Origin of the sequence: Ornithinibacillus contaminans, assembly GCF_001038425.2 — a bacterium.
Lineage (GTDB): Bacteria > Bacillota > Bacilli > Bacillales > Amphibacillaceae > Ornithinibacillus > Ornithinibacillus contaminans.
Genome location: NZ_LDPV02000046.1, coordinates 78,411 through 102,097 on the forward strand (window position 1 = coordinate 78,411; position 23,687 = coordinate 102,097).

Sequence of the window (23,687 nt, forward strand, 5' to 3'; positions counted from 1 at the left end):
TTAAAGGCAAGATTTTGTATGGAAAATTCTGATACAAAAATGTGAAACTTGTGTTACTATGGTAATTATTAGAAAAAATAGATAGATCGGTAGGGGATACAATGATATTTTCAATTCGTGAAATGGAGATAAAGGATATTCCACAAGTTCAATATGTCGCTAAGACAAGCTGGAACACAACGTATGAAGGAATTATTCCATTAGCAATTCAAGCGAAGTTTATCTCAGTTGCTTATAGTGACGACATGATGCATAGACGATTGAATCACTCCTTAATGTTAGTGGCAGAGACAGATGATAGAGTAGTTGGATTTGCAAACTTTTCCCCTGTGAGAGAGGGAGGAGATGTAGAATTGTCCGCTATCTATTTGTTAGAAGAATACCAAGGAAATGGCATCGGGACTTCATTATTACAAGAAGGAATCAAAAAATTAAATCTAGCTAAAGCCCTATTTATTCATGTGGAAAAGGAAAATCAGATTGGTAGAAATTTCTATACGGCAAAAGGATTTCAAGTGATAAAGGAATTTGACGATGATTTTGATGGGCATATTTTAAAAACAGTTCGGATGGAATTAAAGCTTTAACTACACGGTGAAAGCAGTTGGTAGAATGAAAATAAATGGTACACAGAACATCATAAAAAGTAGTATTTTCCGCTTGTTCATGATCATAGCTGCATGCATCTATGTAGCATATGTTTCCATTGAGATATACAAAGCAACTATTAGTAGATCTATTGTTGGCCCGCAAATAACTGAGGCAGAATTCATGCAACTACATTCACTTACAAATTATAGTCTGATTTTTGAATACGGGTTGTTTTTCTTAGCTGTTGCTAGTCTTGTAGTGCTCTTTTTTATTAAATCAGGGTCATTTAAAAAACGTTTTATGGCATCTTTATTGGTAGTATTTATTGTTCTATGGATACTTGGTGCGATTTTATCCTGGATATTTAATGCGCCGGTCGGTAATTTAACACAACCTTTACTTTTTCCGGTAGCAGTTACCGTTTGCTATTTTGTAGTCAAAGGTTTTCGCTCTCTACGTAACTTATACCCCAAGTTCTAGAATTCGTGTCTTAGAGAACGCATAACAAGGTAACTTTCACCCAAAATCTAAGCATTAGTTACTCAGAGAAAGCATATCTGAGTAGCTTTCTTACAAACTATACGCGTTAATGCCTCAGAGGATATGTCATGTCATTTTAATATTCCCAAATATTCCTTCCAAGGTCCAACATCCAGATCATAACGCTTCGCCATAACTCGAACAATTTGTGCGATGTGGGTTAAATCGTGTACTGCCCATGTTGCGATTAATTCGCGGATTTTAACTATTCCAAACGCTGGATGGAAACCAGTCTTTTCCAAACTCGATTCGGATGAGCTACAAAGTTCCCTTAGTTTATAGATGTTATGGCTGCGGAGAGTTTTGAATTCAAGTAGTGTTTTCTCAACTGGTCTGTTTGTTTCCGGCTTTAAATGAGCAAATCGGTCAAATGGTGGAAATGCTTTTTCTTCTCCTTCCTGTAAGATAAATTCAAGTCTTGGTATCCAGTTATTTTTTTCTGCTTCGATAAGGTGTTCGATTACTTCGACAGGATTCCATGTGCCTTCTCCTTCATTTGTATCCAGCCAGCCATTTGCCAAACCAAGCAGAAAAAATTCCAATGTTTGTGGCGTGCGTTCTAAAATTTGGATTGCTTCCGTAAGATTGAAATTCATATTCCCGATCCCTCCTAGTTTTATTGCTACTATGATTATATGCAGCTAAAATAAGTGCTTTGCTATAAAAAAGACTAACAACGATTCAAAGTTGTTAGTCTTTTGGACGATTAATTAGATTGTACACTTGTTTGATTGATTTTTTGCATTTTATGCAGCGTATGCTTTGTACCCCATTCATGCATCGCATGTAAGATTGGTTCCAAGCTTCTTCCGTATTCGGTAATGGAATACTCTACTTTCGGTGGGACTTGTGGATAAATAACACGTTCCACAATATCCTCATCCTCTAATTCACGTAATTGCTTCGTTAGCATCTTTTGTGTTATTCCAGGTAGGCTACGCTTCATTTCACTAAACCGCTGGGTGCCATTTTTTAATAAATGTAAGAGGATTATCGGCTTCCATTTTCCAACCAAAATTCCTAATGCGTCTTCTACCCGACATTGTTCTGGTTCGATATTCATCCTTGCTCCTCCTTATAGTATCTTTTTGTATACTATACCACTTAAAAGTGAGTACTTAAGTTATTTGTTATTATCCTTTATAATAACATTAAGAGATGTTTTACGCTATAACTATTTACACAATTGGGATAAACTAGTATTGATTGGAAAGGGAGTAGTTCATCATGGAAAAGTATCGTATAGATCCAACGAAAGGGTTGGAATTTGGTATATATACATTGGGAGATCATTTAGTAAATCCTCATAAGGGTGAGCGGATTTCTGCAGGTCAACGGATCAAAGAAATCATTGAGTTTGCTAGGCTTGCAGACCAGGCTGGAATTGATTTCTTTAGTGTCGGTGAAAGTCATCAGGAATACTTTGCAACGCAAGCACACTCTGTTGTTTTATCTGCAATTGCACAGGCTACTAAAAATATAAAAATAGCAAGTTCTTCAACAATTATTAGTACATCTGATCCAGTTCGAGTTTATGAGGATTTCGCAACGATTGATTTGATTTCCGAAGGGCGAACAGAAATCATTGCTGGTCGTGCTTCTCGTGTTGGACTATATGAGTTACTTGGGTATGACCTTCGTGACTATGAAGAATTGTTTGAGGAGAAGTTTGATTTATTACGAAAGATTAATGAAGAGGAAGTTGTTAATTGGAGTGGTCAATTTCGTGCGCCATTAAAAGATGCACGTGTTCTTCCACGTCCTCTCAATGGTTCCTTACCAATATGGCGTGCGGTTGGCGGAACCCCTGCTAGTGCGATTAAAGCCGGTCTTGCAGGAGTTCCAATGTTCTTAGCTCATTTAGGTGGACCGGTAACGTCATTTAAACGGTCGATTGATGCGTATCGTGAGGCGGCACAGCATGCGGGCTATAATCCAGCAGAGTTACCTGTTGCAACGGCAGGATTCTTCTATGCTGCAGAAACCACTCAGCAGGCACTTAGTGAGTACTATCCACATATTAATGAAGGTATGAAGCTTACAAATGGACGTGGTTTCCCTAAGCAACTTTTTGCGCAGGGTGCAGACAAACGTGACGTCATTAATGTAGGAAGTCCGCAACAAATCATAGAAAAAATTCTCTATCAACATGAGGTATTTGGTCATCAACGTTATATCGCGCAAATGGATTTCGGTGGCGTACCTATGGATAAATTAAAGCAAAATATTGAACTGATTGGTACAGAAATTTTACCAGCAATTAAAAAATATACCGCGAAGAACTAGGAGGAATGAATCATGAAAATTGTTGGGTTATCCGGTTCTATTGTAGGTTCGAAAACGAAAACTGCGATGGAATACACGGTTCAAACAATTACAGATAAATACCCTGATGTGGATGTGACATTAATTGATCTAGCTGATTACGATATTCAGTTTAGTGATGGGAGGAATTATCTGGAATATGATGGGGATACCGGCTATGTGGCAAAAACTATCATGGAAGCAGATGCAATCATGATTGGAACACCAGTTTTTCAAGCTTCTATCCCAGCAACCTTGAAAAATATTTTTGACTTATTGCCAGAAAAAGCATTTTTAGATAAGGTAGTTGGAATTATTGTTACTGCGGGCTCGCCAAAGCATTACCTCATTGCTGAACAACAATTAAAACCGATTGTAGCGTACATGAAGGCTCATATTGTGCAATCATTTGTCTTTATTGAAGAGCAAGATTTTTATCGGAAAGAAATTACGAATGATGATGTATTATTCCGGATTGAACGTTTAGTCGAAGATACCGTTGTGTTAGCGGAAACCTATCAACGCATTCGAGAGGCGAAGGAAGCAGAGTATGGATTTTAATTTAAAATAGTCGGTGCAATTATAAATTATACGGTGATTTATGAAGGAATCTGGAGTAATTCAGGTTCCTTTTTGTGTAGAATTGTTCTTAGAATTCTGAATGGTGTTATAATGGAGTTGGCTTTATACATAATCAGACGAATAGGATGAGAATGATGAGAAACCATACAGATGTCTTTCCAACTCTTGAAACAGAACGACTTCGATTAAGACAAATTGAAGAAAGCGATGCAAGTAGCTTAATGAATTATCTCACAGATCCTGAAGTGATGGAATATTATGGACTAGCACCGTTTCAATCCATTAAGGATGCATTAAATGAAATTTCATGGTATCAATCAATATTTAAAGAAAATACTGGGATAAGGTGGGGAATTACACTTAAAGGGGAAGATGAAATTATTGGTAGCTGTGGGTTTCTAAATATGAGTCCACAAAATTATCGAACGGAAGTAGGCTATGAGTTAAGTAAACAATACTGGGGAAAAGGAATTGCTGGCGAGGCGTTAGATGCGGTATTATCGTATGGATTTGAGTCGATGAACCTCCAAAGAATTCAAGCATTAATTGAGCCACCTAATGTTGCGTCCATTCGATTAGTAGAAAAACATGGATTTGTACGAGAGGGCTTATTACGAAATTTTGAGTTTACTGGTAATAAATTTGATGATTTGTATATGTACGCGTTATTGAAACAAGATTTTGGAAAAAGAATTTAGTAGAATAATAACTAAAAATTAGATTGTCCAATTTGATAGAAGAGGTGTAAGGATGAAATCGATTCAATTAGGAACAAGCGATTTGACTGTGTCGAACATATCACTAGGATGTATGCGGATGGGTGAACTTTCAAAATCAGCTGCGGCAAATGTTATTCATAATGCACTAGAGTTAGGAATTAATTTCTTTGACCATGCCGATATTTATGCCAAAGGTAAATCGGAAGAAATTTTTGCAGAAGCAATTGAAATGAATCCACAAGTACGTGAGAAGCTAGTACTACAAACAAAGACTGGTATTCGAAAAGGATTCTTTGATTTTTCCAAGGAACATATTGTTGACTCTGTAGAAAACAGTCTTAAACGTTTGAACACAGAATATATTGATGTGTTACTGCTTCATCGACCTGATACATTGGTTGAACCTGAGGAGGTTGCAGAGGCATTTTCGTTATTGAAGGAAAGTGGAAAGGTTCGTCAATTTGGCGTAAGTAATCATAATCCAATGCAGATAGAATTACTTAAAAAATACGTGGAACAGGATTTGATTGTCAATCAGTTGCAATTTAGTATTATGCATACCGGAATGATCGATTCTGGACTCTTAGTAAACATGAAGCATGAAAATGGAGTAGATCGTGATGGGGCTATTTTAGACTATAGTCGTTTGCATGATATGACTATTCAAGCCTGGTCACCGTTCCAGTATGGATTTTTTGAAGGGGTATTTGTGGATAATCCGAAGTTCCCGGAATTAAATAAAAAGCTACAGGAAATTGGGGAGAAGTATCACTTATCAAATACGGCGGTTGCGATTGCTTGGATTCTGCGTCACCCAGCTAAAATTCAACCTGTAGTTGGAACAATGAATCCGGAGAGATTGAAAGAGATTGCCATAGCTTCCGAAGTTACTATTACGAGAGAAGAATGGTATCAAATCTATTTAGCAGCAGGGAATATGCTGCCATAAAAAACAAGGACAGACACAGTGGAAAAGAAGCGTGTCTGTCCTTTTTAAATTATTTTTTCTTAAGTAAATATATAAAATAGGGTGCTCCGATTAAGGCAACGACAATACCGGTTGGAAGTGAACTTGTTTCAAATACATTTCTTCCCAGTGTATCTGCTAAAACGAGTAAGATCGGTCCAATAAATAGGGCAACAGGTAAAAAGAGTTGATGTCTCGGTCCTACAAGATTCTTAGCGATATGTGGTGCCATTAATCCAATAAAGCTGATACCACCAGTTATCGAAACTGCTGCAGCTGCAAGCGCGACAGCTAGAACGATAAACAGGAAGCGGTCTTTTTGTAACGGGACACCTAGCCCGATAGCAGTCGGTTCATTCATCGCAAGAATATTTAGCGTGCTTGCCTTATAGAAAATAATAGGTAAACAGATAAGTAACCACGGTAATAATGCTACGACAAAAGGCCAGTCGGTTCCCCAAATATTGCCTGCAATCCAACTTGCAACGAATTGGACCTGTTCATCCTCAGCAGAAGAAATTAATACCATCATTAATCCTGAAAGTGCTGTTGCAAATCCAAAACCGATTAGCACAAATCGGATTGGTTGAATACCTTTGGACTTTTCATAGGACAAAAGATAAATTACTGCTGCTGTGATAATGGCACTGATAAACCCTATTAGCGGAAGAACAAATGCAAAGTGTTGAATATCGGATTGAACGAAAAGATAAAAACAGGTTATTCCGACACCTGCGCCAGCATTAATCCCGATAATCCCGGGGTCTGCTAAATCATTCCTCGTTACACTTTGTAGTAAAGACCCGGCCATCGCCAATGCCATTCCTGCTAAGATAAGGATTACTACTCTTGGTAAGCGAACGGAAAATAAAATAAATGATTCTTTAAACGTTCCCTGACCAAATAATGTAGGTAGAATTCGATTAATTGATAGGGAAGAACTCCCCACAGTAATACTTGCTATAAATAATACGACTAGTAGAAGTGCTAAAATTAATAACCATTTTCTTTGTTTATAAGTTTGTAATTTACCCAAATTGTCGCCCTCCTTTTCGAACTAGCAATAAGAAGAACGGTAACCCGATAATGGCAACAATCGCAACCACAGGGGTTTCAAATGGGGCATAGATAACACGTCCAATTAAGTCCGCACATATCATGAATAACCCACCAATGATAATACTCATTGGGATGATAAATCGGTAATCTGAACCAACAATTGCACGAACAATATGAGGAACCATCAGACCAACAAACGCTAAATTTCCAACGAGTGCTACTGCAGCACCTGCAAGAATAACGACAGTTGCCATTAGGATCGTTTTAATTAGAGCGGTTTTTTGGCCAAGACCTACGGCAACATCCTCATTTAGACTGAGTATGGTTAATTGTCTGCTTCCACCAATGCTAATCAATAATCCGACAATTATAATTGGTGCGATTACTAATGCTTGCCAAGTCGTACCGATTAACCCACCAGCAGTCCACATTGAAACATCTTTGGCGATGCGGAATAATAATCCAACACCATCGGCAATGGCTTGTAAAAAAGCGGAGACTGCAGCACCAGCTAATACTAATTTAAGTGGGGATAGTCCACCTTTAGTTGATATACCAATCCCATAAACAATGGTCATACCGATACCAGCACCAATGAAACAAGCTAGAATGATAGCTAAATAGGATGCACTGGGTATAAATGCCATACACAGTGCTAATGCAGCATTAGCACCGGCAGTTATCCCGAGTAGGCCAGGATCAGCAAGGGGATTACGTGTAACCCCCTGCATAATGGCACCAGCAACGGCTAAGGCAGCCCCAACTAAAAATGCGGCAATAACACGCGGGAATCTTACATCGCGTAATATTGTATAATAATCGCCCTCACCTGTTGCCATTAGTGCGTTCCATATGTCCTTGAAAGAAGTATCTGCTGCTCCTAATTGGATTGCCAGCAAACTACTACCTATTAATAGTACAATGCTAATAACTAATTTTAATGAAAAAGGAATCGATTGGATAATTTTCATCACTAATTCACTTTCTTTAGTTGCTCTCTAAGAATTTTTCTTCGAAGAAATCTAGTTGATCGTCTAGTGATAACGCATCGTTAAATGTAAAGCCCTTTATGTCCGCTGTGTATACGCGGTCATTTTGAACTGCTTCAATTTCCTTATACCAATTTTCTTCTAGAAATGAAGTATCTTGATCCTCAGTAAGACTTAAAATGACATAGTCTCCAACATAATCTGCTAGTACTTCTTGAGAAATAGCAAAATAACCTGGTTCTAATGCAACATCTTCAACTTCCTTAGGCATTTTTAATCCCATTCCTTGGTACAAGATTTCGGTGCCACGTCCCCAGTTATTGCCAAATAAATAAAATTGCTTTTCGTAGTTTTCAATAACGGTTACAGTAGCATCTTCACCAATTTTAGCTCTTATTTTTTCGCCAACTTCTTTCATGCGGGCTTGGAAATCTTCTGCCCATGCTCTTGCTTCTTCCTCTTTATTAACTACTTTTCCAATTTCAATATGCTGCTGAATATAGTCGTTTTTTCCATATGTAAAGAGAACAGTAGGTGCAATTTCTTCTAATTTAGCAGCGTTTTCAATAGTATTAAGACCAATGATTAAATCGGGATCCAATTCAATAATTTTCTCTAAATCTTCATTGGAAACAACTTCTGCTCCCTCAGTTGCTTCCTTGAAATTAGGATTATCTGCTGACCAAACATCTACTCCCACAACATTGACCCCGAGTTTGATTAAATCGCCAACATATGACGATAATACTACTACGCGCTCAGGGTTAGCAGGAACCTGTACAGGTCCAGTTTCTGATTCGTACGTAATCGTTTCATTCGCTGAATCATTAGATGAGGTATCTTGATTATTATTACATGCTACTAGTAGCAGCAACAGGCTCAATAGAATCGCTAACTGTATCTTTTTCATTTTGATTATCTCCCTTTATTAAGTTATAGGTAATGCACATTGGTTTATTTGTTCGTGGGTCTTCTATAATAACGGCATCAATTTGGAAAACGTCTCGAAGTACTTCAGTAGTGATAACTTCCTCTGCGTTACCAGACTTTATTAATTTTCCATTTGACATTGCCAATAAATGATCGGAAAATCGTGCAGCTTGATTCAAATCATGTAGAACCATGATAATGGTCTTGCCTTCATTTCGATTTAGCTGTTGAAGTAGTTCTAAAACTTCAAGCTGGTGTGCCATATCTAAATAGGTTGTTGGTTCATCTAAGAAGATAATATCCGTGTCTTGTGCTAATGCCATAGCAATCCAGACGCGCTGACGTTGTCCACCTGATAGCGCATCTACAGTCTTATAACGAAAATCCTTTGTCCCAGTTACTTCTAACGCCCAATCAATGATTGTCTTATCTTGTTTGGATAAATTTCCAAACCCTTTTTGATAGGGGAAGCGACCATAGGATACAAGCTCTTCCACTAATAATCCGTTAGCACTTTCCGGGTTCTGTGTTAAAATTGCTAGCTGTTTAGCCAGTTCTTTTGTATTCATATGATGTATATTTTTACCGTCAAGGACGATTTGTCCATCCTTGTGACTGATTATTCGTGTCATTGCTTTAAGGAGAGTGGATTTTCCACAACCATTGGATCCGATTATTGTTGTTATTTTACCATCGGGTACCACCAAGCTTAAATCATGTACAATGGTTTGTGATTCATAGCCGATGTGAATATTTTTCACTTGTAAGCGCATAAAAGTGTTCCCTCTCTTTCCAAAACATGTTATGATTGTGACAATGAGAATCATTTTCAATTAACATATTAGAGAGTAATAGGTTTTATGTCAATATTAAATTTGTTAAAAAGTTATTCTGGAGTGATTAATATGACTGATCGTTATGATGTGACAATTATTGGTGGAGGGCCTGCAGGGTTATTTTCTGCTTTTTATAGTGGATTGCGGGGAATGAAAACGAAAATCATAGAATTCCAACCAAAGCTTGGTGGAAAAGTTCTACTATATCCTGAAAAGATGATTTGGGATGCTGGGGGACAGCCACCAGTGTTGGGGGAAATCTTTGCGAAACAGCTTGTTCAGCAAGGTATGACTTTCCAACCAACAGTTTGCACAAATGAGAAAGTAGATTTAATTGAAAAAGATGAGAACGAGGATTTTATCATTACGACGCATAATGGAAATAAACACTATTCGAAGTCAGTAATTGTTGCAATTGGTGGTGGGATAATTCAACCTAAACCACTTCAAGTTGAGGGTGCGGAAAAATATGTAGGTAAGAATTTACACTATACCGTTAACGATTTGCGGCAATTTCGCGACAAAGTAGTCATGATTTCTGGTGGTGGGGATTCTGCAGTGGATTGGGCTGCCGAATTACTATATATAGCGAAAAAGGTGTATATCGTTTCCAGACGAGATAAGTTATCTGCGCATGAAGCATTAGTAAAACGACTAGAAAGCAGCAGTGCAACTATCGTAACGAATAGTAGAATCAATGGTTTGGTAGGAGATGCCGACCAGATAAATCAAGTTTTATTAGAGGATATACATAGTGGAACTATTACAGCACAGGACATTGATTATCTTATTGTAAACCATGGCTATAATCAGGATTCTTCTTTTGAACTTGGTTCAGATCTATCGTTAGAAATGAAGGACGATTACTTCTTCTTGGGAAATCCACAAGGCTATACATCGGAGGATGGTATTTTTGCTGCCGGTGACATTTTAGCTTACGATGGAAAGGTAAACTTGCTAATTGGTGCGTTTCAGGATGCGGTAAATGCCGTTAATAGTGCGAAGACTTATTTAGAGCCAAGTGCTACCAAAATTGCAATGGTATCCTCCCATAATGAAGCCTTTGATGAACAAAACGAGAAATTAAAACGTGAAATGCTACGATAAGAAGTGAAAGGTAGTCCATAATGATGGATTACCTTTTTTTTGCATGAAGGTTTATGAAGCTATACATAATCTGGAAGATGGCAGGAAAAACTATGAGCGATACGTAGAATTTTTGGAGGGTTTGTATGGCACAGGTTAATTTACATCAGAAGCTACAACAAGCTAGTCAGTTATTACAAGAAGCACAACAGGCAGTTGTTCAGGCTGCGGGGCAGGATATGAGCTTACTAGAACAAGCTCATCAAAAGCTCGAGCAAGCAGAACGTGAGCTGCGAAATGTGCAGAATCAGGCAGGAACAGAAGCTACGGAAAATGCGCAATTCCAACAAGCATTTGAAGAATTGCATGACGTTCGACAACAAGTGCAAGAAGCACAACAAAATAGTACGGATGTATTATAGAAATGGAAGGAGACCTTAAAATGAGAGGTCTCCTTTTATATGAAAAGAAATTCGACAAAATTCGGGTGGTGACAGGCACCACCTATTTTTGGTATAATTTGTTTCGTTAACTAACTAATTTGGTTTGGTGGTGTTTGGTGTGGGGGTTCCGCATAGGCAGCTTTTTTATGAGTATGTATCGATGTATCGTCCTTTTTTAAATGAGTTGAATGAGCAGCTTGCTCCATTTCGAATTCATTTATCCGATTGGAAAATATTATATTTTATTTTACGAGAAGGCGGTAATACAGTCAGTGCGATTTCTACTCACTTTAAGGTAGAAAAGCCGACGATAACTAAAATTATTCAAAAATTGTTAGAGCTTGGATATGTAGAGGTTATCACTGGGACCGACAGAAGGGTAAAGGTTATTCAACTAACGGATGAGGGGCAAGAAATCTGTAATCAAGTTAACGATACATTAGATCAGCTACATGAATATTTATTAGAAGATGTATCAGAAGAAGAACAATTATTGGTAGCCCGTGTGCTCCAGAGTATTTCACAGAAATTAGGTGTCAATAAGGGATGAATGAAATGCAGAAAGAAAAATTGTGGACGAAAGATTTTATTTCCGTATCTGTCGTTAACTTTGTCATGATGCTATCGATGTATTTATTACTTGTTACGATGGCTTCTTATGCCACGGAGAAGTATGATGCCTCAACAAGTATGGCTGGATTAGTTTCTAGTATTTTTATCATTGGTGTATTAATTGGTAGATTATATATTGGGAAGGAATTAGGACGATTTGGGAGTAAAAAAGTATTAGTGATTGGAATTGTATTTTTTGTGCTGGTCACAATGCTTTATTTTATTCCTGCTAATTTATATGTATTGTTGATTGTTCGGTTCTTACACGGTCTTGGAGTTGGATTTGCTACAACTGCAACTGGTACAATGATTGCTCAAATTATTCCGACTAGCAGAAAAGGGGAGGGAATTGGCTATTTTAGTCTGAGTGTTATACTATCAACCGCGATAGGTCCTTTAATTGGTATCATCTTAATCGAATATTTAGGCTATCCTAGTATCTTTGTATTTTCATTAGTCGTAGGAATCATTAGCTTGTTTATCGCACTACCGGTTAATCCGCCAGTAATCAATTATGAAGAAGTGGAAGAAAGGAAGCAAAAAGGATTTAGAATATCCAATTATTTGGAACCAAGTGCCTTACCGGTATCGATCGTGATGCTCGTTGCAGCAATGGCATATTCTAGTACACTATCATTTATAACCTCCTATGCAGCTGATATTGATTTAGTTGAAGCAGGGAGCATGTATTTCTTTTTTTATGCGATTGCAGTATTATCACGACCGTTTACTGGAAAAATCATGGATGTGAAAGGTGCTAATCTAGTAGCCTTTCCGGCGTTGGTTCTATTTGCAATCGGAATGTTTATATTAAGCCAAGCAACATCGAATGTTGTTTTCCTGATTGCTGCTGCGTTAATCGGTTTGGGTTATGGAAACCTACAATCAATCATCCAAACGCTTGCGATAAAAGTAACACCACCACATCGAATGGGGCTTGCGAATTCAACCTATTTTATAGCACTTGATTTTGGTATTGGTATTGGTCCATTTGTTTTGGGCTTCATTATTCCAGAATTTGGCTATAGAGGCATGTATTCCGCAATGGTTGGTTTGATTGTAATTAGTATTGTACTTTATTATTTTTTGCATGGTCGGAAGGAAAAGAAGCTATTTAATCAAAGCAGTATGAATGAAAATTAGTATGCAGAAGTCTCTAATCGATTCGCTGTTGAGTCGATTAGAGACTTCTTTTATTTCAATATGACAATGCGCTCTGAAATAAACTTGTAACATTCACTTAAACGTATCGAAATCTAGTAATGGTATACTTCTTCTGGTAGATTGTAAACGTCTGTAACAATTTTTACTAGGAAGCAGGGGAAAAAGTTGAAAAAAATAACTGCAATTACCTTAGCGACTGCAATTATTATTGGAAGTGCATTTAGTAGTATTGATACATTTGCAGATGCAAAAGATGATTTAAAGAATATTAAGGAACAACGTGAGAATATTAAGGAAAATCTCTCAGATGCTGAGGCTCAAATCAATACGATAATGTCTGAAATAGATGAAATTAATGCAGAAATTGAGCGAGTGAATCAAGAGATTGCCCAGAAGCAAGATGTAATTAATCAAACAGATAAAAAGATTTCTGATACAGTAGCGGAAATTGGGGATCTTCAAGCTGAAATACAAGAATTAGAAGCAGATATTGAAAAACGCTATTCGATTTTGGAAGAAAGAATATCCTCTTATCAAAAGTCTGGCGGCGCTATTAATTATCTGGAAGTAATTTTTGGTGCACAAAGCTTTAGTGATTTCATTGGTCGTATTACTATGGTGAATACAATTGCGGAATCCGATACGGCACTAATTGAGACAATTGAATCAGATTTACAAACGATTGAAGAAAAGAAATTACTTGCTTTACAAAAATTAGATGAATTAAATGATATGAAAGTACAGCAAGAAGAAGCACTGGCAACAATTGAGGAAAAGAAATCTCAAAATGAGAATAGAAAGCAATCATTAGAATCAAAACAAGCGAATGTTCTTGATTTGATAAATGAGCTAGAATCAAAGGATAGTAATCTTGCTTCACTAGAGTCAGAGGTAAAGCAAAGCATTGCTGCAGCCAAAGCGGCGAAGCGAAGAGAGCAAGAACAAAGAGCGAAAGAAGCAAAAGCTGCGTCAGAGGGATCTGAGCAAACATCATCAGAAGAAGTTAAAGGTAAGACCATTTCCGTAACAGCTACTGCTTATACGAGTGATTGTAGTGGATGCTCAGGAACAACGTATACTGGAATTAATTTAAAAGATAATCCTAATGCAAAGGTTATTGCGGTTGACCCAACAGTCATTCCTTTAGGTTCGGTTGTTTATGTGGAAGGCTACGGCTATGCAATTGCTGGTGATATTGGAAGTGCTATTAAAGGAAATAAAATTGATGTGTTCGTCCCGACTAAAGCAGAAGCCTTAAAATGGGGTGTACGAACTGTTAAGGTAACGATACAATAACGCATAATGCGGAAAGAGATAATGAGAGGAACAGTCTATTCACTAGTACCAATAGTGAAAGGCTGTTCCTTTTTTTAATCGGCTAATTTTAACGCAGCCTTGGTTGTTTTTTGTGCTACTTCAGCTTGTGCCTTTAAGTCACTAGGATGAAAGTAGCCTTTTTCTACCATATACTGAGTTATTTTTTCATGTGCTTCTATTGAATAAGTTAATTGCTTTTTTAGGGTGTCACGTACTTCTGGTGTCACGGATTCTGTAATGGCTAATGTGTAGTTTTGTATCGCGGTTTTAGTTGCAAGTAAGAAATCTGTAGCTATTACTTGATCAGTCATGCCGCTAAGACCTGCAATTTTTTGAATCATATTTGTCATAGCTGTATCTTCCTACTTTCTAGTAATTGGTTTAATTCTTTGACATGGTTTTTTCCTTCTGTAACTTCAGTGTTTAATATTTCTTTTAACTGCTCACAGCCAACGAGCCCTTTCATCGTAGCTACTTTCGTTAAACTTAGATTTTTAAATGTTAAAATACCCTGTAATTCCAAGGTTTCATGTAGAGCTATTTTATCCTCCATATCATCACTCCTATTTAAATCTTGCTTTTCTTTATAATCCCTAGTTATGACCTTCTTATTCGATACGCGCTCTAGGATTATTTTTCGAATAGCATAGGGCATTCGAGACAAAATAGCAGTAGCGTTAAATAGGAGGTTATCTGAATGGGAAAAGAGGACATGGCATTTCATGAAACAGTAGACTTACATGAACTTCTTAATATGAAAACTGTTGGATTATTGAAATCCAAGCTTACACAAGGTGTCGTTTTTGATCAGGATTTACGGAAGCTCATGGAAAAAAATGTGCAAATGTCAATTCAAGATGTGAAACAGCTACAACGTCTTTACCCCTATACACGATCGGAAAAATGAGGTGAGAAAATGAATGATTACTTGGACCCAATAAACTCTGTTGGGATGCCTGAAAAAATAGATTCTGCCATCGCAATGGAATTATTGATGAGTGTTAAGGTAGCCGTACGCAATTATGGGATTGCATTAACAGAGGCTGTCAGTCCAGAAGTTCGTACAACTATACGAAATCAAATGGAAGCAGCGATTGACTTTCACGGTGAGGTAACAGACCTCATGATAAAGAAGAAATGGTTCTACCCGTATGACTTAAGTGAACAACAAACAATTGATTTAGATGCAGCACAAACAGCTGTAGATATTGCAGGCTTGCATTTATTCCCAGAAAACAATAATCGCAAGGGATTATTTCCGACCCCACCAGAGTAGAGAAAGGAAGAAAGACCAATGAAAGCAGTAACCTATCAAGGAGTAAAGAATATAGAAGTGAAAGATGTAGAAGCTCCAAGTATTCAAAAATCGGATGATATTATTGTGAAATTAACGAATACGGCAATTTGTGGATCTGATTTACATTTAATTCATGGTATGATGCCGAATCTACAAGAGAATTATGTAATAGGACATGAGCCAATGGGAATTGTAGAGGAAGTCGGACCTGATGTAAACAAGGTGAAAAAAGGGGATCGTGTAGTTATTCCGTTTAACATCAGCTGTGGAGAATGTTGGTTTTGCAAAAATCAGTTAGAAAGCCAATGTGATAATTCCAATGATAATGGTGAGATGGGTGCTTATTTTGGTTATTCTGGTACAACAGGTGGGTATCCTGGTGGACAAGCAGAGTATTTACGCGTTCCTTATGGGAATTTTGTCCCATACAAAATTCCAGATGATAGTGAGATAGATGACGATAATTTAGTGTTGCTATCGGATGCTGGAACAACAGCATATTGGAGCGTCGATAATTCCGGATTAAAAGCAGGAGATACAGCTATTATTTTAGGGTGTGGTCCGATTGGATTATTAGCCCAGAAATTTGCTTGGCTTAAAGGAGCAAAGCGGGTAATTGCCGTTGATTATGTTGGGTATCGTTTGGAGCATGCAAAACGTACAAACAATGTTGAAATTGTTAATTTTGAAGAGCATTCAACTGTCGGTTCTTATTTACTTGAAATGACAAAGGGTGGGGCCGATGTTGTGATTGATTGTGTTGGAATGGATGGGAAGATGACAGATTTGGAGTTTTTAGGAACGGGACTAAGACTTCATGGTGGTTCCATGGGTGCCATTGTTACAGCCAGTCAGTGTGTCCGTAAAGGTGGAAATATCCAAGTGACAGGGGTTTATGCTGCCCGATATAACGCATTTCCTTTTGGTGATATTTTTGCACGAAATGTGAATATACGAACTGGACAAGCGCCTGTCATTCATTATATGCCGGCATTACATGATTTAATTGCACAAGGAAAAGTAAACTTGAGTGACATTATTACGCATAAAATTCCATTAGCTGAAGCAAAACATGGCTATGAAGTGTTTGATACGAAAACAGATAATTGTATTAAGGTTGTTTTACAGCCATAGACACAACAGAAGTGCCAGACAATCCTTCATGGGATATCTGGCACTTCCTAGTTATGTGGCTTGTGCTTGAATGGGTGCACGGAGTTTAACGAGTCCAAGGACGGTTAAGACGCTCATTCCAATGATAAACGCAATAAAATAAGGCGAGATAAAGTCTCGGGAAATTCCTGTTATAAATGAACTTGCAATAATTCCTAACGAATAGACAGCGGACATGACTCCAAACGCCTTACCATAGGCATCGTTAGTAACATTCTCGGTAATAGCAGTAGCCATCGCGGGCATGATTAGACCAGAAAAAAGTCCTATTGTAAAAAGTGGAATTGGTAGTGCGATATTCGGTAGAGCAACTAAAATAAATATTGAGATGGACATACCGAATAATCCAATCATTAGTCTTTTCATCGGATCAAATCGGTTAATGAAGAAGAGTGATAACGTTAAAAACGTTCCGATTCCCATAAAACTAAACAGCTGTCCAGTGGCTGCGGTCGAAAGCCCTTTTTCAACGGTTAAGTACGGAATTTCGTAAATGATGACACCATGGTTATACATAACAGCAAATCCAACTAAATAAATGACAGCTAATTTTGGTATTGTAATTAAATTTAGGAGATTCACGTTTTTTTGCTTGCTGTGTTTCATAATTTCTTGATGCTCTCGTAAATACTGTGTTGCAAATACCCCGGTCAAAATCATTGCAGTTCCAATAACATAGTAGGTGTACTGATACCCAATTAATTCCACTAGGTTTCCACCAATTAACGGCCCGATGATGCTTGCAAATGTCGTTAGAATTCCATTCATAGCAATATTTTTTCCTTGTTGATGACTATTGGTTGCATAGCCTGACAGCAATGCCAGAACAGCAGGAATCAAGAATGCCAGGGCAAATCCATTTAAAGCATGTAATAATAATAAATCTACAGCATTAGATGCAAGGCCATGGGCAAAAAATATAATACCTGATGTGAATATTGGAATAGTAATAAAAACTTTTTTTCCTAATCGATCTATCAGTGGTCCGGATAATAAGTTTCCAATTAAATTAGTGAAGGAAGTCACACTTAAGATAATTCCAATGAGAATACTGGATGCACCTAATATGGCTGCAAAAGGAGTAAAGATGGGTACTTGCAACCTCATAATGAGGCTAATAAAAAACATAATAATAAAGATGTACAATTTTTCTACCGTAGATTCTCGCATTTTTTTCACCTCGGAATACAGTGTATTCGGATAAATGCTAAAAAAGACGAGCTTATTTGTTAATTTTGTGACGCTTAAATGCAGGTGAAAAGTATGTAGATCACTACGTAGAAATGTCGTGAAATTACGGTCACCAAATCTTGGAACGAAAAAAAGGTATAGTTTTTCGTATGCTTGTGTTATACTAGTAATAACTTATTGATGTTCGTGCTAGCAATACAAGATTTATGTAATAACTTTCTAGTGATTATCTTCGTCTTGAATTATTATCTTGAACTGAAATTAGTAATAAACGTGCCAAGCACACATGGAGGTCATTTAGATGAACACAGGTACAGTTAAATGGTTTAACGCAGAAAAAGGTTTTGGTTTTATCGAAGTTGAAGGTGGAGACGACGTATTCGTACACTTCTCAGCTATTCAAGGCGACGGATTCAAAACTCTAGAAGAAGGTCAACAAGTAACTTTCGAAATCACTGAAGGTAACCGTGGACCACAAGCTGCTAACGTTGAAAAAGCGTAAGTAACTGATGAAAAATCCCTTCTCAATTTGAGAAGGGATTTTTATTATGCTTTATTATGTAATATCTTGTTTCCGATATAGGATTGATGATAAAACGATGAAAATAATTAAGTATACACTTAATACTAAAATGTTGCTCCATTCGGGAAAGTTTCCTCGAACAATTTCCCAGGCGCCATTTCCGTAATTATAGGATGGTAACCACTTTCCAATCGCTTGTAAAATGTCGGGAAAGCCTGACATTGGGAACCACATTCCACCGAGTATTGCTAACAGTAAATAGAGGATATTGCTAACCCCAGCTGCAGTTTCTACTTTTTTCATTGTCCCCACTAAAGTGCCCATTGCAAGAAATGGGAAAGAAGCTAATAGGATCCAAGCACCTGCTGTCAGCCATTGTACGAAAGATAGTGACACACCATTAATAATAATACCTGCTAAGAAAATAATGATAATGGAGCCAATATGTACAACCGATTGTGCAATCATTTTAGAAGTAATATATGCCCAAGAAGGTAAAGGGGTCAGCTTTAAGAACTTCGACCAACCTTGACTTCTTTCTTGAACTAACACAATTCCAAATGTCATAATGGCAGAACCCATCAGACTAAAAGTAGTCATAGACATTAGATAATGTGCTTGCCACAATTCTCGATCAGGTATATTAGCATTTACGATTTTCGTGAAGATAAAATAAAATACAATTGGCATAAACAATGTCCAAAATACAAAGTACGGGTTGCGGAATATACGGATAATTTCCATTCTACATTGCATCGATATAGCTTTCATGCTAACTTACCTCCCCTTGATTTGAGGTTAAATGTTCAAATACTTCTTCTAATCTTCCGTGTTCAATTTGCATGTCTTTTGGTATGAAATTCTCTTTGTAGATTGTTTCCAGAACGGCATCGGTTTCTTCGGTTATGATACAGATGCGTTCTTCTTCCATGTAACAATCTAGTACATTCGGTAGTGCTTTTAGTTTAGGTAAAGCATCTGGATTGTCGGTTTGAAATGAGATAGTACTTCTCCTAAACTTTTGCTTTATTTCAGCTGGTTTTCCATCAGCAATGATTTCTCCTTTATTAAATAGGATGATCCGTTCCGCGACATCATCAGCTTCTTCCAAATAGTGGGTGGAGAAGATAATGGTTTTACCGCTAGCTTTTAGGATATCAATCTTTTCCCAGAATTTTCTCCTAGCTGTAACATCGAGACCAACTGTAGGTTCATCTAAAAACACTAAGTCAGGATTTCCTGCTAGTGCAAGCGCAAAGGCAACTCTTCGCCTTTGACCGCCAGATAATTTAGTAGCCCATTTCGTTAAGTCTTCTGGCTCTAAGCCAGTAATTTCAACCAGTTCCTCAATGGATAATGGATTTTTATAGTAGCTTCTAAACAATTTAATAACTTCATGGACCTTCAGTTTATCGATAAGACTCACATCCTGCAGCATAGCTCCTATTTTTTCACGAACCACAATTTCCTTTGGATTTTTCTCGAAGAGCCGGACATCACCACTCGTAGGCTCTAACAGTCCAAGCATCATGGAAATGGTAGTTGTTTTACCAGCACCATTAGGTCCTAAAATTGCCACAGTTGTTCCCTTCTCAATGGTGAGTGAAATATTTTGTACTGCTGCTGTTATACCATAGTTCTTGGTAACGTTATTTAGCTGTACTGCAATTGCCATTTTTAAACCTCCATTTAAATTAAATCAGATAATTATATTAAAACATAAATTTTCAAATAAATGTTACAGATTGGAAAAATAGTGAATCTGTACTCGAAAATGAAACTAGACCAATTTTCAAGCTTTTATAAGTTCATAATTGCAATATGTTAGAATAGTAGTACAAAACACATAATGGAGAGAGAATGAAAATGCGTAACAAACTTATGAAATGGAAACAGCCAACCATTCTTTTAACTTCTGCAGGAATAGCGGGAGTAGGGGACTTTATTTACTTAGTAGCTATAAATATATTAGTGTTCCAAATGACAGGATCAGCAACAGCTGTCGCAGGTTTATGGATAATCACCCCGGCTGTAAATGTTCTAACAAAATTTTGGACTGGTAGCTTTATAGACTATCGTAGTAAACGAAAGATTATGATTGCAACGTATCTTGCTAGAGCTGTATTGGTATTTTGCATACCTTTTCTACCATCGATATGGTTCATCTATATTGTTTTAGTAGGATTAAGCATTGCACAGGCGTTTTTTATTCCTTCTTCAATGACTTATACAACGCAATTAATACCAAAAGAAATTCGAAAGCGATATAATTCCATACGTTCTTTAACCAGTTCCGGAGCTTTTATTATTGGTCCTGCTATTGCGGGTACGTTAATACTAATTAGTGATGTAGACACAGCACTGTTTTTAAATGCATCGTCTTTTATTCTGGCTGCATTATTACTGATTTTACTACCAGAAACTGATATGCATGATAAGGAATCCATCCCATCATTATCGGTTCAACAAATTAAAGAGGACTTCTCCATAAGCATTCTATTCATCAAAGAAAATAGCTATGTCGCTATTGTATATATGACATTTATAGCGATGACGCTTTTTGCTTTTGCTGCAGATACACAGGAGGTTGTCTTTACTCAAAGTATTGTTGGGTTATCTGAAACGGACTATAGTTTACTGATTAGTATTACTGGGATTGGATCGGTAATAGGAGCGTTTTTAGTTTCTATATTTTCGAATCAGTTTTCATTACGCTATTTAATTTCTATCGGAATTTTTATGCAAACAGTGGGTTACATAATTTATGCGTTCGCTTGGTCGTTTCTCTCCATTGCCGTTGGATTTATCATACTAGGATTTTTCAATACATTTCTAAATGCTGGGATAGTTACCTTTTATCAAAATAATGTGCCAGTCCATCTAATGGGGAGAGTCACGAGTATTTTTCAATTGTTACAAAGCTTTTTCCAAATTGTTCTTGTGTTATTAGTTGGAACAGTTGCAGAAATTATTCCGCTAAGGGTCACGATTATTATATTGGTTATCGGAATGTTGCTTGCATCGGCAATCGTTATTATTAATGTTTTTAAGCAAAAGAAGGAGAGATATTTTATCGAATGCTAGATTATTAGGAGGGGAATCGATGAATATTGAGTTAGAGCAAGCAAAATTAGAAGATGCTGAGGCAATATTAACGATGCAAGTAAAATCTTTCAAGCCATTATTGAAAAAATACCAAGACTATCATGCTTCTCCAGCAAATGAGTCAATTGTGCGAGTTGTTAAGAGAATATCCAATCCAAAAGGGGCTTTTTATAAGATACTACTGGATAAAAAAATGGTAGGGGCAATCTGTATCGCAAGACATGGGGAAGCGATATGGATAAGTCCGATGTTTATTGCACCTGACTATCAAGGGAGAGGTATTGCACAGAAGACATTGGATATGCTGGAGATGATGTATGATGAATTCAAAATATGGGAACTAGCTACGTTGCAAGAAGAAGTGGGTAATTGTTATCTATATGAAAAAATAGGATATGTTAAAACAGGAATCGTAAAAGAAATCAATGAAAGGGCTACATTAGTCTATTATAAAAAATTTATCCAATAAAGGGGTAGTTCAATGGAACCAAAATGGCTAAAGTGGGCGAAGGAATTACAAGCAATTGCGCAAGCCGGGTTAACATATTCAAAAGATATCTATGACCTCGAAAGGTTCGAAGCAATTCGTGAGATAAGTATAGAGATGTTAGTTCATCAAACAGGAATGGATAAGACAATAATAAAGGATTTGTTTGCTTCAGAAACTGGTTACGCGACTCCAAAAGTTGATATTCGTACAGTTATATTTCGTGATAATAAATTATTAATGGTTCAGGAAAATTCTGATGGTAACTGGGCATTACCAGGTGGTTGGGCGGATATAGGGCTAACCCCAAGTGAGGTCGCAGTCAAAGAGGTCAAGGAGGAATCTGGATTTGAAGTTCGTGCGACAAAATTATTAGGTGTATTGGATAAGAAATGTCATCCTCATCCACCGTCTGCTTATCATGTTTATAAACTATTTATTCAGTGTGAAATTATTGGTGGGGAAGCAGTTAGTGGTGTTGAGACGAATAGGGTCGAATTTTTTGCAGAGGATGAATTGCCAGTACTATCTGTTGGAAGAAATACAGAATCACAGATAAAGGCTATCTTTCAATTGCGTCATAATAATGATGACAAAGTACTCTTCGATTAAATGAATGTTACATAACACGGTTCATGAAAATTCAACAAAATGTACGATTTATAGTGAGATAAAATGGCTAAGAAGTGATACAATGTATAGAAGTATGGTAAGGAACATTGTCCACATTGGATAATGGAAAGATAGAAGGGAAATTTTACGTACCATGAAAAAGACACGAGAGTTAAAAGATTTGTTTACAGCAACTGTTAAAGCTGGTATTATTCGATCGAATTTAATTCCGATGATTGCTGGATTAACCCTTGCTCTATATACCTATCAAATGGAATTCACAGATAAAATTCCAGAAATTATCTTTGCTATTATTGGAACAGCACTAATTATTGGAGCGGCAGGAGCCTTTAATAATCTATATGACCGAGATATTGATGCGGTTATGGAAAGAACAAAGGTAAGGCCGACCGTAACGGGTACGATAAGCTTTAAAACCACTTTATGGCTTGCAATAGGAATGGCTGTTGTTGGAATTGTAATTCTAGCACAAACAACATTATTAGCAGCATCCTTAGGCTTCTTAGGTTTGTTTTTATACATGGTTCCGTATACCATGTGGAGTAAGCGAAGAACCGTTTATAATACCGAGATTGGTAGCTTGTCAGGTGCAACACCCCCATTAATTGGTTGGGCAGCTATCTATCCAGATATTACCCATCCAGCAATACTAGGTTTATTTGTAATCATGATCCTTTGGCAAATGCCGCATTTCTATGCAATCGCGATACGTCGTAATGATGATTACAAAGCTGCTAATGTTCCGATGCTTCCGGTCGTAAAGGGAATTAAAAGAACATATATCCAAACGAATATTTATTTGGTAATCCTAATCGTAGTTAGCTCGTTATTAGGAACCTTAAGTTTAGGACTAATGTTAGTTGCACTTCTATTAGGTATAGGGTGGTTAACGTTAAGTGTTCTTGGATTCAAACAAAAGGATTCAACGAAATGGGCAAAAATATTATTTATTTATTCGCTTTTATATATGACAATCCTTTATTCAACCATCATTATTTATTCAACAATGGGAATTATATTTGATTTATATTAAAAAAAGTTCATTTTGAACTTTTTTTCTTTTTGAGTACAGTATTTTATCAAAACCATGGTTAAGAGCATAAATTACATTGAAAACACTTGACGGAATCACTATAATA

Annotated in this window: 30 protein-coding genes; 19 read left to right on the forward strand and 11 right to left on the reverse strand. The window is 37.0% G+C overall.

Going from position 1 to position 23,687, the window contains the following annotated elements; translation table 11 throughout:
- Nucleotides 1-101 precede the first annotated feature (101 nt).
- Nucleotides 102-587, forward strand: coding sequence for a GNAT family N-acetyltransferase (locus tag JF53_RS11645; RefSeq protein WP_047982280.1), 486 nt, complete (start codon nt 102-104; stop codon nt 585-587).
- A 25-nt stretch (nt 588-612) separates the two neighbouring features.
- Entirely contained in the window at nt 613-1,071 is a 459-nt protein-coding gene (locus JF53_RS11650) for a hypothetical protein (RefSeq protein ID WP_047982279.1), read from the forward strand.
- Nucleotides 1,072-1,202: 131 nt separating this feature from the next.
- Here the strand turns inward: JF53_RS11650 and JF53_RS11655 are convergent, their stop codons facing one another.
- Both JF53_RS11655 and JF53_RS11660 read right to left on the reverse strand, forming a co-directional pair.
- Entirely contained in the window at nt 1,203-1,727 is a 525-nt protein-coding gene (locus tag JF53_RS11655) for a DinB family protein (RefSeq protein ID WP_047982278.1), read from the reverse strand.
- Nucleotides 1,728-1,837: 110 nt separating this feature from the next.
- Nucleotides 1,838-2,194: a winged helix-turn-helix transcriptional regulator gene (locus tag JF53_RS11660; RefSeq protein WP_047982277.1), complete on the reverse strand. Its 357-nt coding sequence runs from the start codon at nt 2,192-2,194 to the stop codon at nt 1,838-1,840.
- Nucleotides 2,195-2,358: 164 nt separating this feature from the next.
- On the opposite strand from JF53_RS11660, the gene JF53_RS11665 reads away from it, so the two are divergent.
- The 4 genes from JF53_RS11665 to JF53_RS11680 all read left to right on the forward strand — a co-directional run bounded on the left by JF53_RS11665 (nt 2,359) and on the right by JF53_RS11680 (nt 5,685).
- Entirely contained in the window at nt 2,359-3,417 is a 1,059-nt protein-coding gene (locus JF53_RS11665) for an LLM class flavin-dependent oxidoreductase (RefSeq protein WP_047982276.1), read from the forward strand.
- A 12-nt stretch (nt 3,418-3,429) separates the two neighbouring features.
- Nucleotides 3,430-3,996 (forward strand): NADPH-dependent FMN reductase, encoded by a 567-nt coding sequence (locus JF53_RS11670; RefSeq protein WP_047982275.1) that lies wholly within the window; start codon nt 3,430-3,432, stop codon nt 3,994-3,996.
- Between the two features lie 155 nt (nt 3,997-4,151).
- Complete coding sequence (locus JF53_RS11675; RefSeq protein ID WP_047982274.1) at nt 4,152-4,715, forward strand: GNAT family N-acetyltransferase; 564 nt, start codon at nt 4,152-4,154, stop codon at nt 4,713-4,715.
- A 52-nt stretch (nt 4,716-4,767) separates the two neighbouring features.
- Nucleotides 4,768-5,685 (forward strand): aldo/keto reductase, encoded by a 918-nt coding sequence (locus tag JF53_RS11680; RefSeq protein WP_047982273.1) that lies wholly within the window; start codon nt 4,768-4,770, stop codon nt 5,683-5,685.
- 49 nt (nt 5,686-5,734) lie between these two features.
- Here JF53_RS11680 and JF53_RS11685 read toward each other — a convergent pair whose 3' ends face one another.
- The 4 genes from JF53_RS11685 to JF53_RS11700 are packed head-to-tail and all read right to left on the reverse strand — an operon-like array spanning nt 5,735 to nt 9,454.
- The gene (locus JF53_RS11685) at nt 5,735-6,739 is read right to left on the reverse strand and encodes a FecCD family ABC transporter permease (protein ID WP_047982272.1); all 1,005 of its coding nucleotides are present in this window, start codon (nt 6,737-6,739) and stop codon (nt 5,735-5,737) included.
- Nucleotides 6,732-7,733 (reverse strand): FecCD family ABC transporter permease, encoded by a 1,002-nt coding sequence (locus JF53_RS11690; RefSeq protein WP_047982271.1) that lies wholly within the window; start codon nt 7,731-7,733, stop codon nt 6,732-6,734. The genes JF53_RS11685 and JF53_RS11690 overlap by 8 nt, the downstream gene beginning before the upstream one ends.
- 16 nt (nt 7,734-7,749) lie before the next feature.
- Nucleotides 7,750-8,661 carry an iron-hydroxamate ABC transporter substrate-binding protein gene (locus tag JF53_RS11695; protein ID WP_047982270.1) on the reverse strand — a complete coding sequence of 304 codons (912 nt, stop codon included), beginning with the start codon at nt 8,659-8,661 and terminating at the stop codon, nt 7,750-7,752.
- Nucleotides 8,603-9,454, reverse strand: coding sequence for an ABC transporter ATP-binding protein (locus tag JF53_RS11700; protein ID WP_047982269.1), 852 nt, complete (start codon nt 9,452-9,454; stop codon nt 8,603-8,605). Before JF53_RS11700 ends, JF53_RS11695 begins: the two co-directional genes overlap by 59 nt.
- A 132-nt stretch (nt 9,455-9,586) precedes the next feature.
- On the opposite strand from JF53_RS11700, the gene JF53_RS11705 reads away from it, so the two are divergent.
- The 5 genes from JF53_RS11705 to JF53_RS18010 all read left to right on the forward strand — a co-directional run bounded on the left by JF53_RS11705 (nt 9,587) and on the right by JF53_RS18010 (nt 14,118).
- Nucleotides 9,587-10,624 (forward strand): NAD(P)/FAD-dependent oxidoreductase, encoded by a 1,038-nt coding sequence (locus tag JF53_RS11705; RefSeq protein WP_047982268.1) that lies wholly within the window; start codon nt 9,587-9,589, stop codon nt 10,622-10,624.
- Between the two features lie 125 nt (nt 10,625-10,749).
- A complete protein-coding gene (locus tag JF53_RS11710; RefSeq protein WP_047982267.1) occupies nt 10,750-11,025 on the forward strand; it encodes a hypothetical protein in 276 nt (91 codons plus the stop codon).
- Nucleotides 11,026-11,164: 139 nt separating this feature from the next.
- A complete protein-coding gene (locus JF53_RS11715) occupies nt 11,165-11,596 on the forward strand; it encodes a MarR family winged helix-turn-helix transcriptional regulator (protein WP_053072005.1) in 432 nt (143 codons plus the stop codon).
- Between the two features lie 5 nt (nt 11,597-11,601).
- Nucleotides 11,602-12,801, forward strand: a complete 1,200-nt coding sequence (locus JF53_RS11720; RefSeq protein WP_330218288.1) for an MFS transporter — start codon at nt 11,602-11,604, stop codon at nt 12,799-12,801.
- Nucleotides 12,802-12,987: 186 nt separating this feature from the next.
- Nucleotides 12,988-14,118 (forward strand): PcsB-like coiled-coil domain-containing protein, encoded by a 1,131-nt coding sequence (locus tag JF53_RS18010; RefSeq protein ID WP_047982265.1) that lies wholly within the window; start codon nt 12,988-12,990, stop codon nt 14,116-14,118.
- Nucleotides 14,119-14,192: 74 nt separating this feature from the next.
- On the opposite strand, the gene JF53_RS11730 is transcribed toward JF53_RS18010, so the two are convergent.
- Together JF53_RS11730 and JF53_RS11735 are read right to left on the reverse strand one after the other, a co-directional pair.
- On the reverse strand, nt 14,193-14,489 hold the full coding sequence (locus tag JF53_RS11730; protein ID WP_047982264.1) for a spore coat protein: 297 nt from the start codon (nt 14,487-14,489) through the stop codon (nt 14,193-14,195).
- Nucleotides 14,486-14,692: a hypothetical protein gene (locus tag JF53_RS11735; protein ID WP_047982263.1), complete on the reverse strand. Its 207-nt coding sequence runs from the start codon at nt 14,690-14,692 to the stop codon at nt 14,486-14,488. Before JF53_RS11735 ends, JF53_RS11730 begins: the two co-directional genes overlap by 4 nt.
- 144 nt (nt 14,693-14,836) lie before the next feature.
- Here JF53_RS11735 and JF53_RS11740 point away from each other — a divergent pair, with 144 nt between their 5' ends.
- The 3 genes from JF53_RS11740 to JF53_RS11750 are packed head-to-tail and all read left to right on the forward strand — an operon-like array spanning nt 14,837 to nt 16,570.
- The gene (locus JF53_RS11740) at nt 14,837-15,046 is read left to right on the forward strand and encodes a hypothetical protein (protein WP_047982262.1); all 210 of its coding nucleotides are present in this window, start codon (nt 14,837-14,839) and stop codon (nt 15,044-15,046) included.
- 9 nt (nt 15,047-15,055) lie between these two features.
- Complete coding sequence (locus tag JF53_RS11745; protein ID WP_047982261.1) at nt 15,056-15,415, forward strand: spore coat protein; 360 nt, start codon at nt 15,056-15,058, stop codon at nt 15,413-15,415.
- A gap of 18 nt (nt 15,416-15,433) precedes the next feature.
- Nucleotides 15,434-16,570, forward strand: a complete 1,137-nt coding sequence (locus JF53_RS11750) for a zinc-dependent alcohol dehydrogenase (RefSeq protein ID WP_047982260.1) — start codon at nt 15,434-15,436, stop codon at nt 16,568-16,570.
- A gap of 51 nt (nt 16,571-16,621) precedes the next feature.
- On the opposite strand, the gene JF53_RS11755 is transcribed toward JF53_RS11750, so the two are convergent.
- Nucleotides 16,622-17,779, reverse strand: a complete 1,158-nt coding sequence (locus tag JF53_RS11755) for an MFS transporter (protein ID WP_047982259.1) — start codon at nt 17,777-17,779, stop codon at nt 16,622-16,624.
- A gap of 322 nt (nt 17,780-18,101) precedes the next feature.
- On the opposite strand from JF53_RS11755, the gene cspD reads away from it, so the two are divergent.
- Complete coding sequence (cspD, locus tag JF53_RS11760) at nt 18,102-18,302, forward strand: cold-shock protein CspD (RefSeq protein ID WP_047982258.1); 201 nt, start codon at nt 18,102-18,104, stop codon at nt 18,300-18,302.
- A 54-nt stretch (nt 18,303-18,356) separates the two neighbouring features.
- On the opposite strand, the gene JF53_RS11765 is transcribed toward cspD, so the two are convergent.
- A complete protein-coding gene (locus JF53_RS11765; RefSeq protein ID WP_047982257.1) occupies nt 18,357-19,094 on the reverse strand; it encodes an ABC transporter permease in 738 nt (245 codons plus the stop codon).
- A gap of 1 nt (nt 19,095) precedes the next feature.
- Nucleotides 19,096-19,998 (reverse strand): ABC transporter ATP-binding protein, encoded by a 903-nt coding sequence (locus JF53_RS11770; protein ID WP_047982256.1) that lies wholly within the window; start codon nt 19,996-19,998, stop codon nt 19,096-19,098.
- A gap of 191 nt (nt 19,999-20,189) precedes the next feature.
- Here JF53_RS11770 and JF53_RS11775 point away from each other — a divergent pair, with 191 nt between their 5' ends.
- The 4 genes from JF53_RS11775 to cyoE all read left to right on the forward strand — a co-directional run bounded on the left by JF53_RS11775 (nt 20,190) and on the right by cyoE (nt 23,581).
- Nucleotides 20,190-21,407, forward strand: a complete 1,218-nt coding sequence (locus tag JF53_RS11775) for an MFS transporter (RefSeq protein WP_047982255.1) — start codon at nt 20,190-20,192, stop codon at nt 21,405-21,407.
- 19 nt (nt 21,408-21,426) lie between these two features.
- Entirely contained in the window at nt 21,427-21,897 is a 471-nt protein-coding gene (locus JF53_RS11780) for a GNAT family N-acetyltransferase (RefSeq protein ID WP_047982254.1), read from the forward strand.
- 12 nt (nt 21,898-21,909) lie between these two features.
- On the forward strand, nt 21,910-22,527 hold the full coding sequence (locus JF53_RS11785; protein ID WP_047982253.1) for an NUDIX hydrolase: 618 nt from the start codon (nt 21,910-21,912) through the stop codon (nt 22,525-22,527).
- A gap of 154 nt (nt 22,528-22,681) precedes the next feature.
- The gene (gene cyoE / locus JF53_RS11790) at nt 22,682-23,581 is read left to right on the forward strand and encodes a heme o synthase (RefSeq protein ID WP_047982252.1); all 900 of its coding nucleotides are present in this window, start codon (nt 22,682-22,684) and stop codon (nt 23,579-23,581) included.
- Nucleotides 23,582-23,687: the final 106 nt, after the last annotated feature.

What these genes read in the sequence shown, in the direction of transcription:
- JF53_RS11655 (WP_047982278.1), bottom strand. Translation starts at nt 1,727, where the DNA reads ATGAATTTCAATCTTACGGAAGCAATCCAAATTTTAGAACGCACGCCA.
- JF53_RS11775 (WP_047982255.1), top strand. Translation starts at nt 20,190, where the DNA reads ATGCGTAACAAACTTATGAAATGGAAACAGCCAACCATTCTTTTAACT.
- JF53_RS11745 (WP_047982261.1), top strand. Translation starts at nt 15,056, where the DNA reads ATGAATGATTACTTGGACCCAATAAACTCTGTTGGGATGCCTGAAAAA.
- JF53_RS11700 (WP_047982269.1), bottom strand. Translation starts at nt 9,454, where the DNA reads ATGCGCTTACAAGTGAAAAATATTCACATCGGCTATGAATCACAAACC.
- JF53_RS11675 (WP_047982274.1), top strand. Translation starts at nt 4,152, where the DNA reads ATGAGAAACCATACAGATGTCTTTCCAACTCTTGAAACAGAACGACTT.
- JF53_RS11690 (WP_047982271.1), bottom strand. Translation starts at nt 7,733, where the DNA reads ATGAAAATTATCCAATCGATTCCTTTTTCATTAAAATTAGTTATTAGC.
- JF53_RS11705 (WP_047982268.1), top strand. Translation starts at nt 9,587, where the DNA reads ATGACTGATCGTTATGATGTGACAATTATTGGTGGAGGGCCTGCAGGG.
- JF53_RS11665 (WP_047982276.1), top strand. Translation starts at nt 2,359, where the DNA reads ATGGAAAAGTATCGTATAGATCCAACGAAAGGGTTGGAATTTGGTATA.
- JF53_RS11735 (WP_047982263.1), bottom strand. Translation starts at nt 14,692, where the DNA reads ATGGAGGATAAAATAGCTCTACATGAAACCTTGGAATTACAGGGTATT.
- JF53_RS11785 (WP_047982253.1), top strand. Translation starts at nt 21,910, where the DNA reads ATGGAACCAAAATGGCTAAAGTGGGCGAAGGAATTACAAGCAATTGCG.
- JF53_RS11650 (WP_047982279.1), top strand. Translation starts at nt 613, where the DNA reads ATGAAAATAAATGGTACACAGAACATCATAAAAAGTAGTATTTTCCGC.
- JF53_RS11730 (WP_047982264.1), bottom strand. Translation starts at nt 14,489, where the DNA reads ATGACAAATATGATTCAAAAAATTGCAGGTCTTAGCGGCATGACTGAT.
- JF53_RS11740 (WP_047982262.1), top strand. Translation starts at nt 14,837, where the DNA reads ATGGGAAAAGAGGACATGGCATTTCATGAAACAGTAGACTTACATGAA.
- JF53_RS11765 (WP_047982257.1), bottom strand. Translation starts at nt 19,094, where the DNA reads ATGAAAGCTATATCGATGCAATGTAGAATGGAAATTATCCGTATATTC.
- cspD (WP_047982258.1), top strand. Translation starts at nt 18,102, where the DNA reads ATGAACACAGGTACAGTTAAATGGTTTAACGCAGAAAAAGGTTTTGGT.
- JF53_RS11780 (WP_047982254.1), top strand. Translation starts at nt 21,427, where the DNA reads ATGAATATTGAGTTAGAGCAAGCAAAATTAGAAGATGCTGAGGCAATA.
- JF53_RS11695 (WP_047982270.1), bottom strand. Translation starts at nt 8,661, where the DNA reads ATGAAAAAGATACAGTTAGCGATTCTATTGAGCCTGTTGCTGCTACTA.
- JF53_RS11755 (WP_047982259.1), bottom strand. Translation starts at nt 17,779, where the DNA reads ATGCGAGAATCTACGGTAGAAAAATTGTACATCTTTATTATTATGTTT.
- cyoE (WP_047982252.1), top strand. Translation starts at nt 22,682, where the DNA reads ATGAAAAAGACACGAGAGTTAAAAGATTTGTTTACAGCAACTGTTAAA.
- JF53_RS11645 (WP_047982280.1), top strand. Translation starts at nt 102, where the DNA reads ATGATATTTTCAATTCGTGAAATGGAGATAAAGGATATTCCACAAGTT.
- JF53_RS11750 (WP_047982260.1), top strand. Translation starts at nt 15,434, where the DNA reads ATGAAAGCAGTAACCTATCAAGGAGTAAAGAATATAGAAGTGAAAGAT.
- JF53_RS11720 (WP_330218288.1), top strand. Translation starts at nt 11,602, where the DNA reads ATGCAGAAAGAAAAATTGTGGACGAAAGATTTTATTTCCGTATCTGTC.
- JF53_RS11710 (WP_047982267.1), top strand. Translation starts at nt 10,750, where the DNA reads ATGGCACAGGTTAATTTACATCAGAAGCTACAACAAGCTAGTCAGTTA.
- JF53_RS11670 (WP_047982275.1), top strand. Translation starts at nt 3,430, where the DNA reads ATGAAAATTGTTGGGTTATCCGGTTCTATTGTAGGTTCGAAAACGAAA.
- JF53_RS11660 (WP_047982277.1), bottom strand. Translation starts at nt 2,194, where the DNA reads ATGAATATCGAACCAGAACAATGTCGGGTAGAAGACGCATTAGGAATT.
- JF53_RS11680 (WP_047982273.1), top strand. Translation starts at nt 4,768, where the DNA reads ATGAAATCGATTCAATTAGGAACAAGCGATTTGACTGTGTCGAACATA.
- JF53_RS11770 (WP_047982256.1), bottom strand. Translation starts at nt 19,998, where the DNA reads ATGGCAATTGCAGTACAGCTAAATAACGTTACCAAGAACTATGGTATA.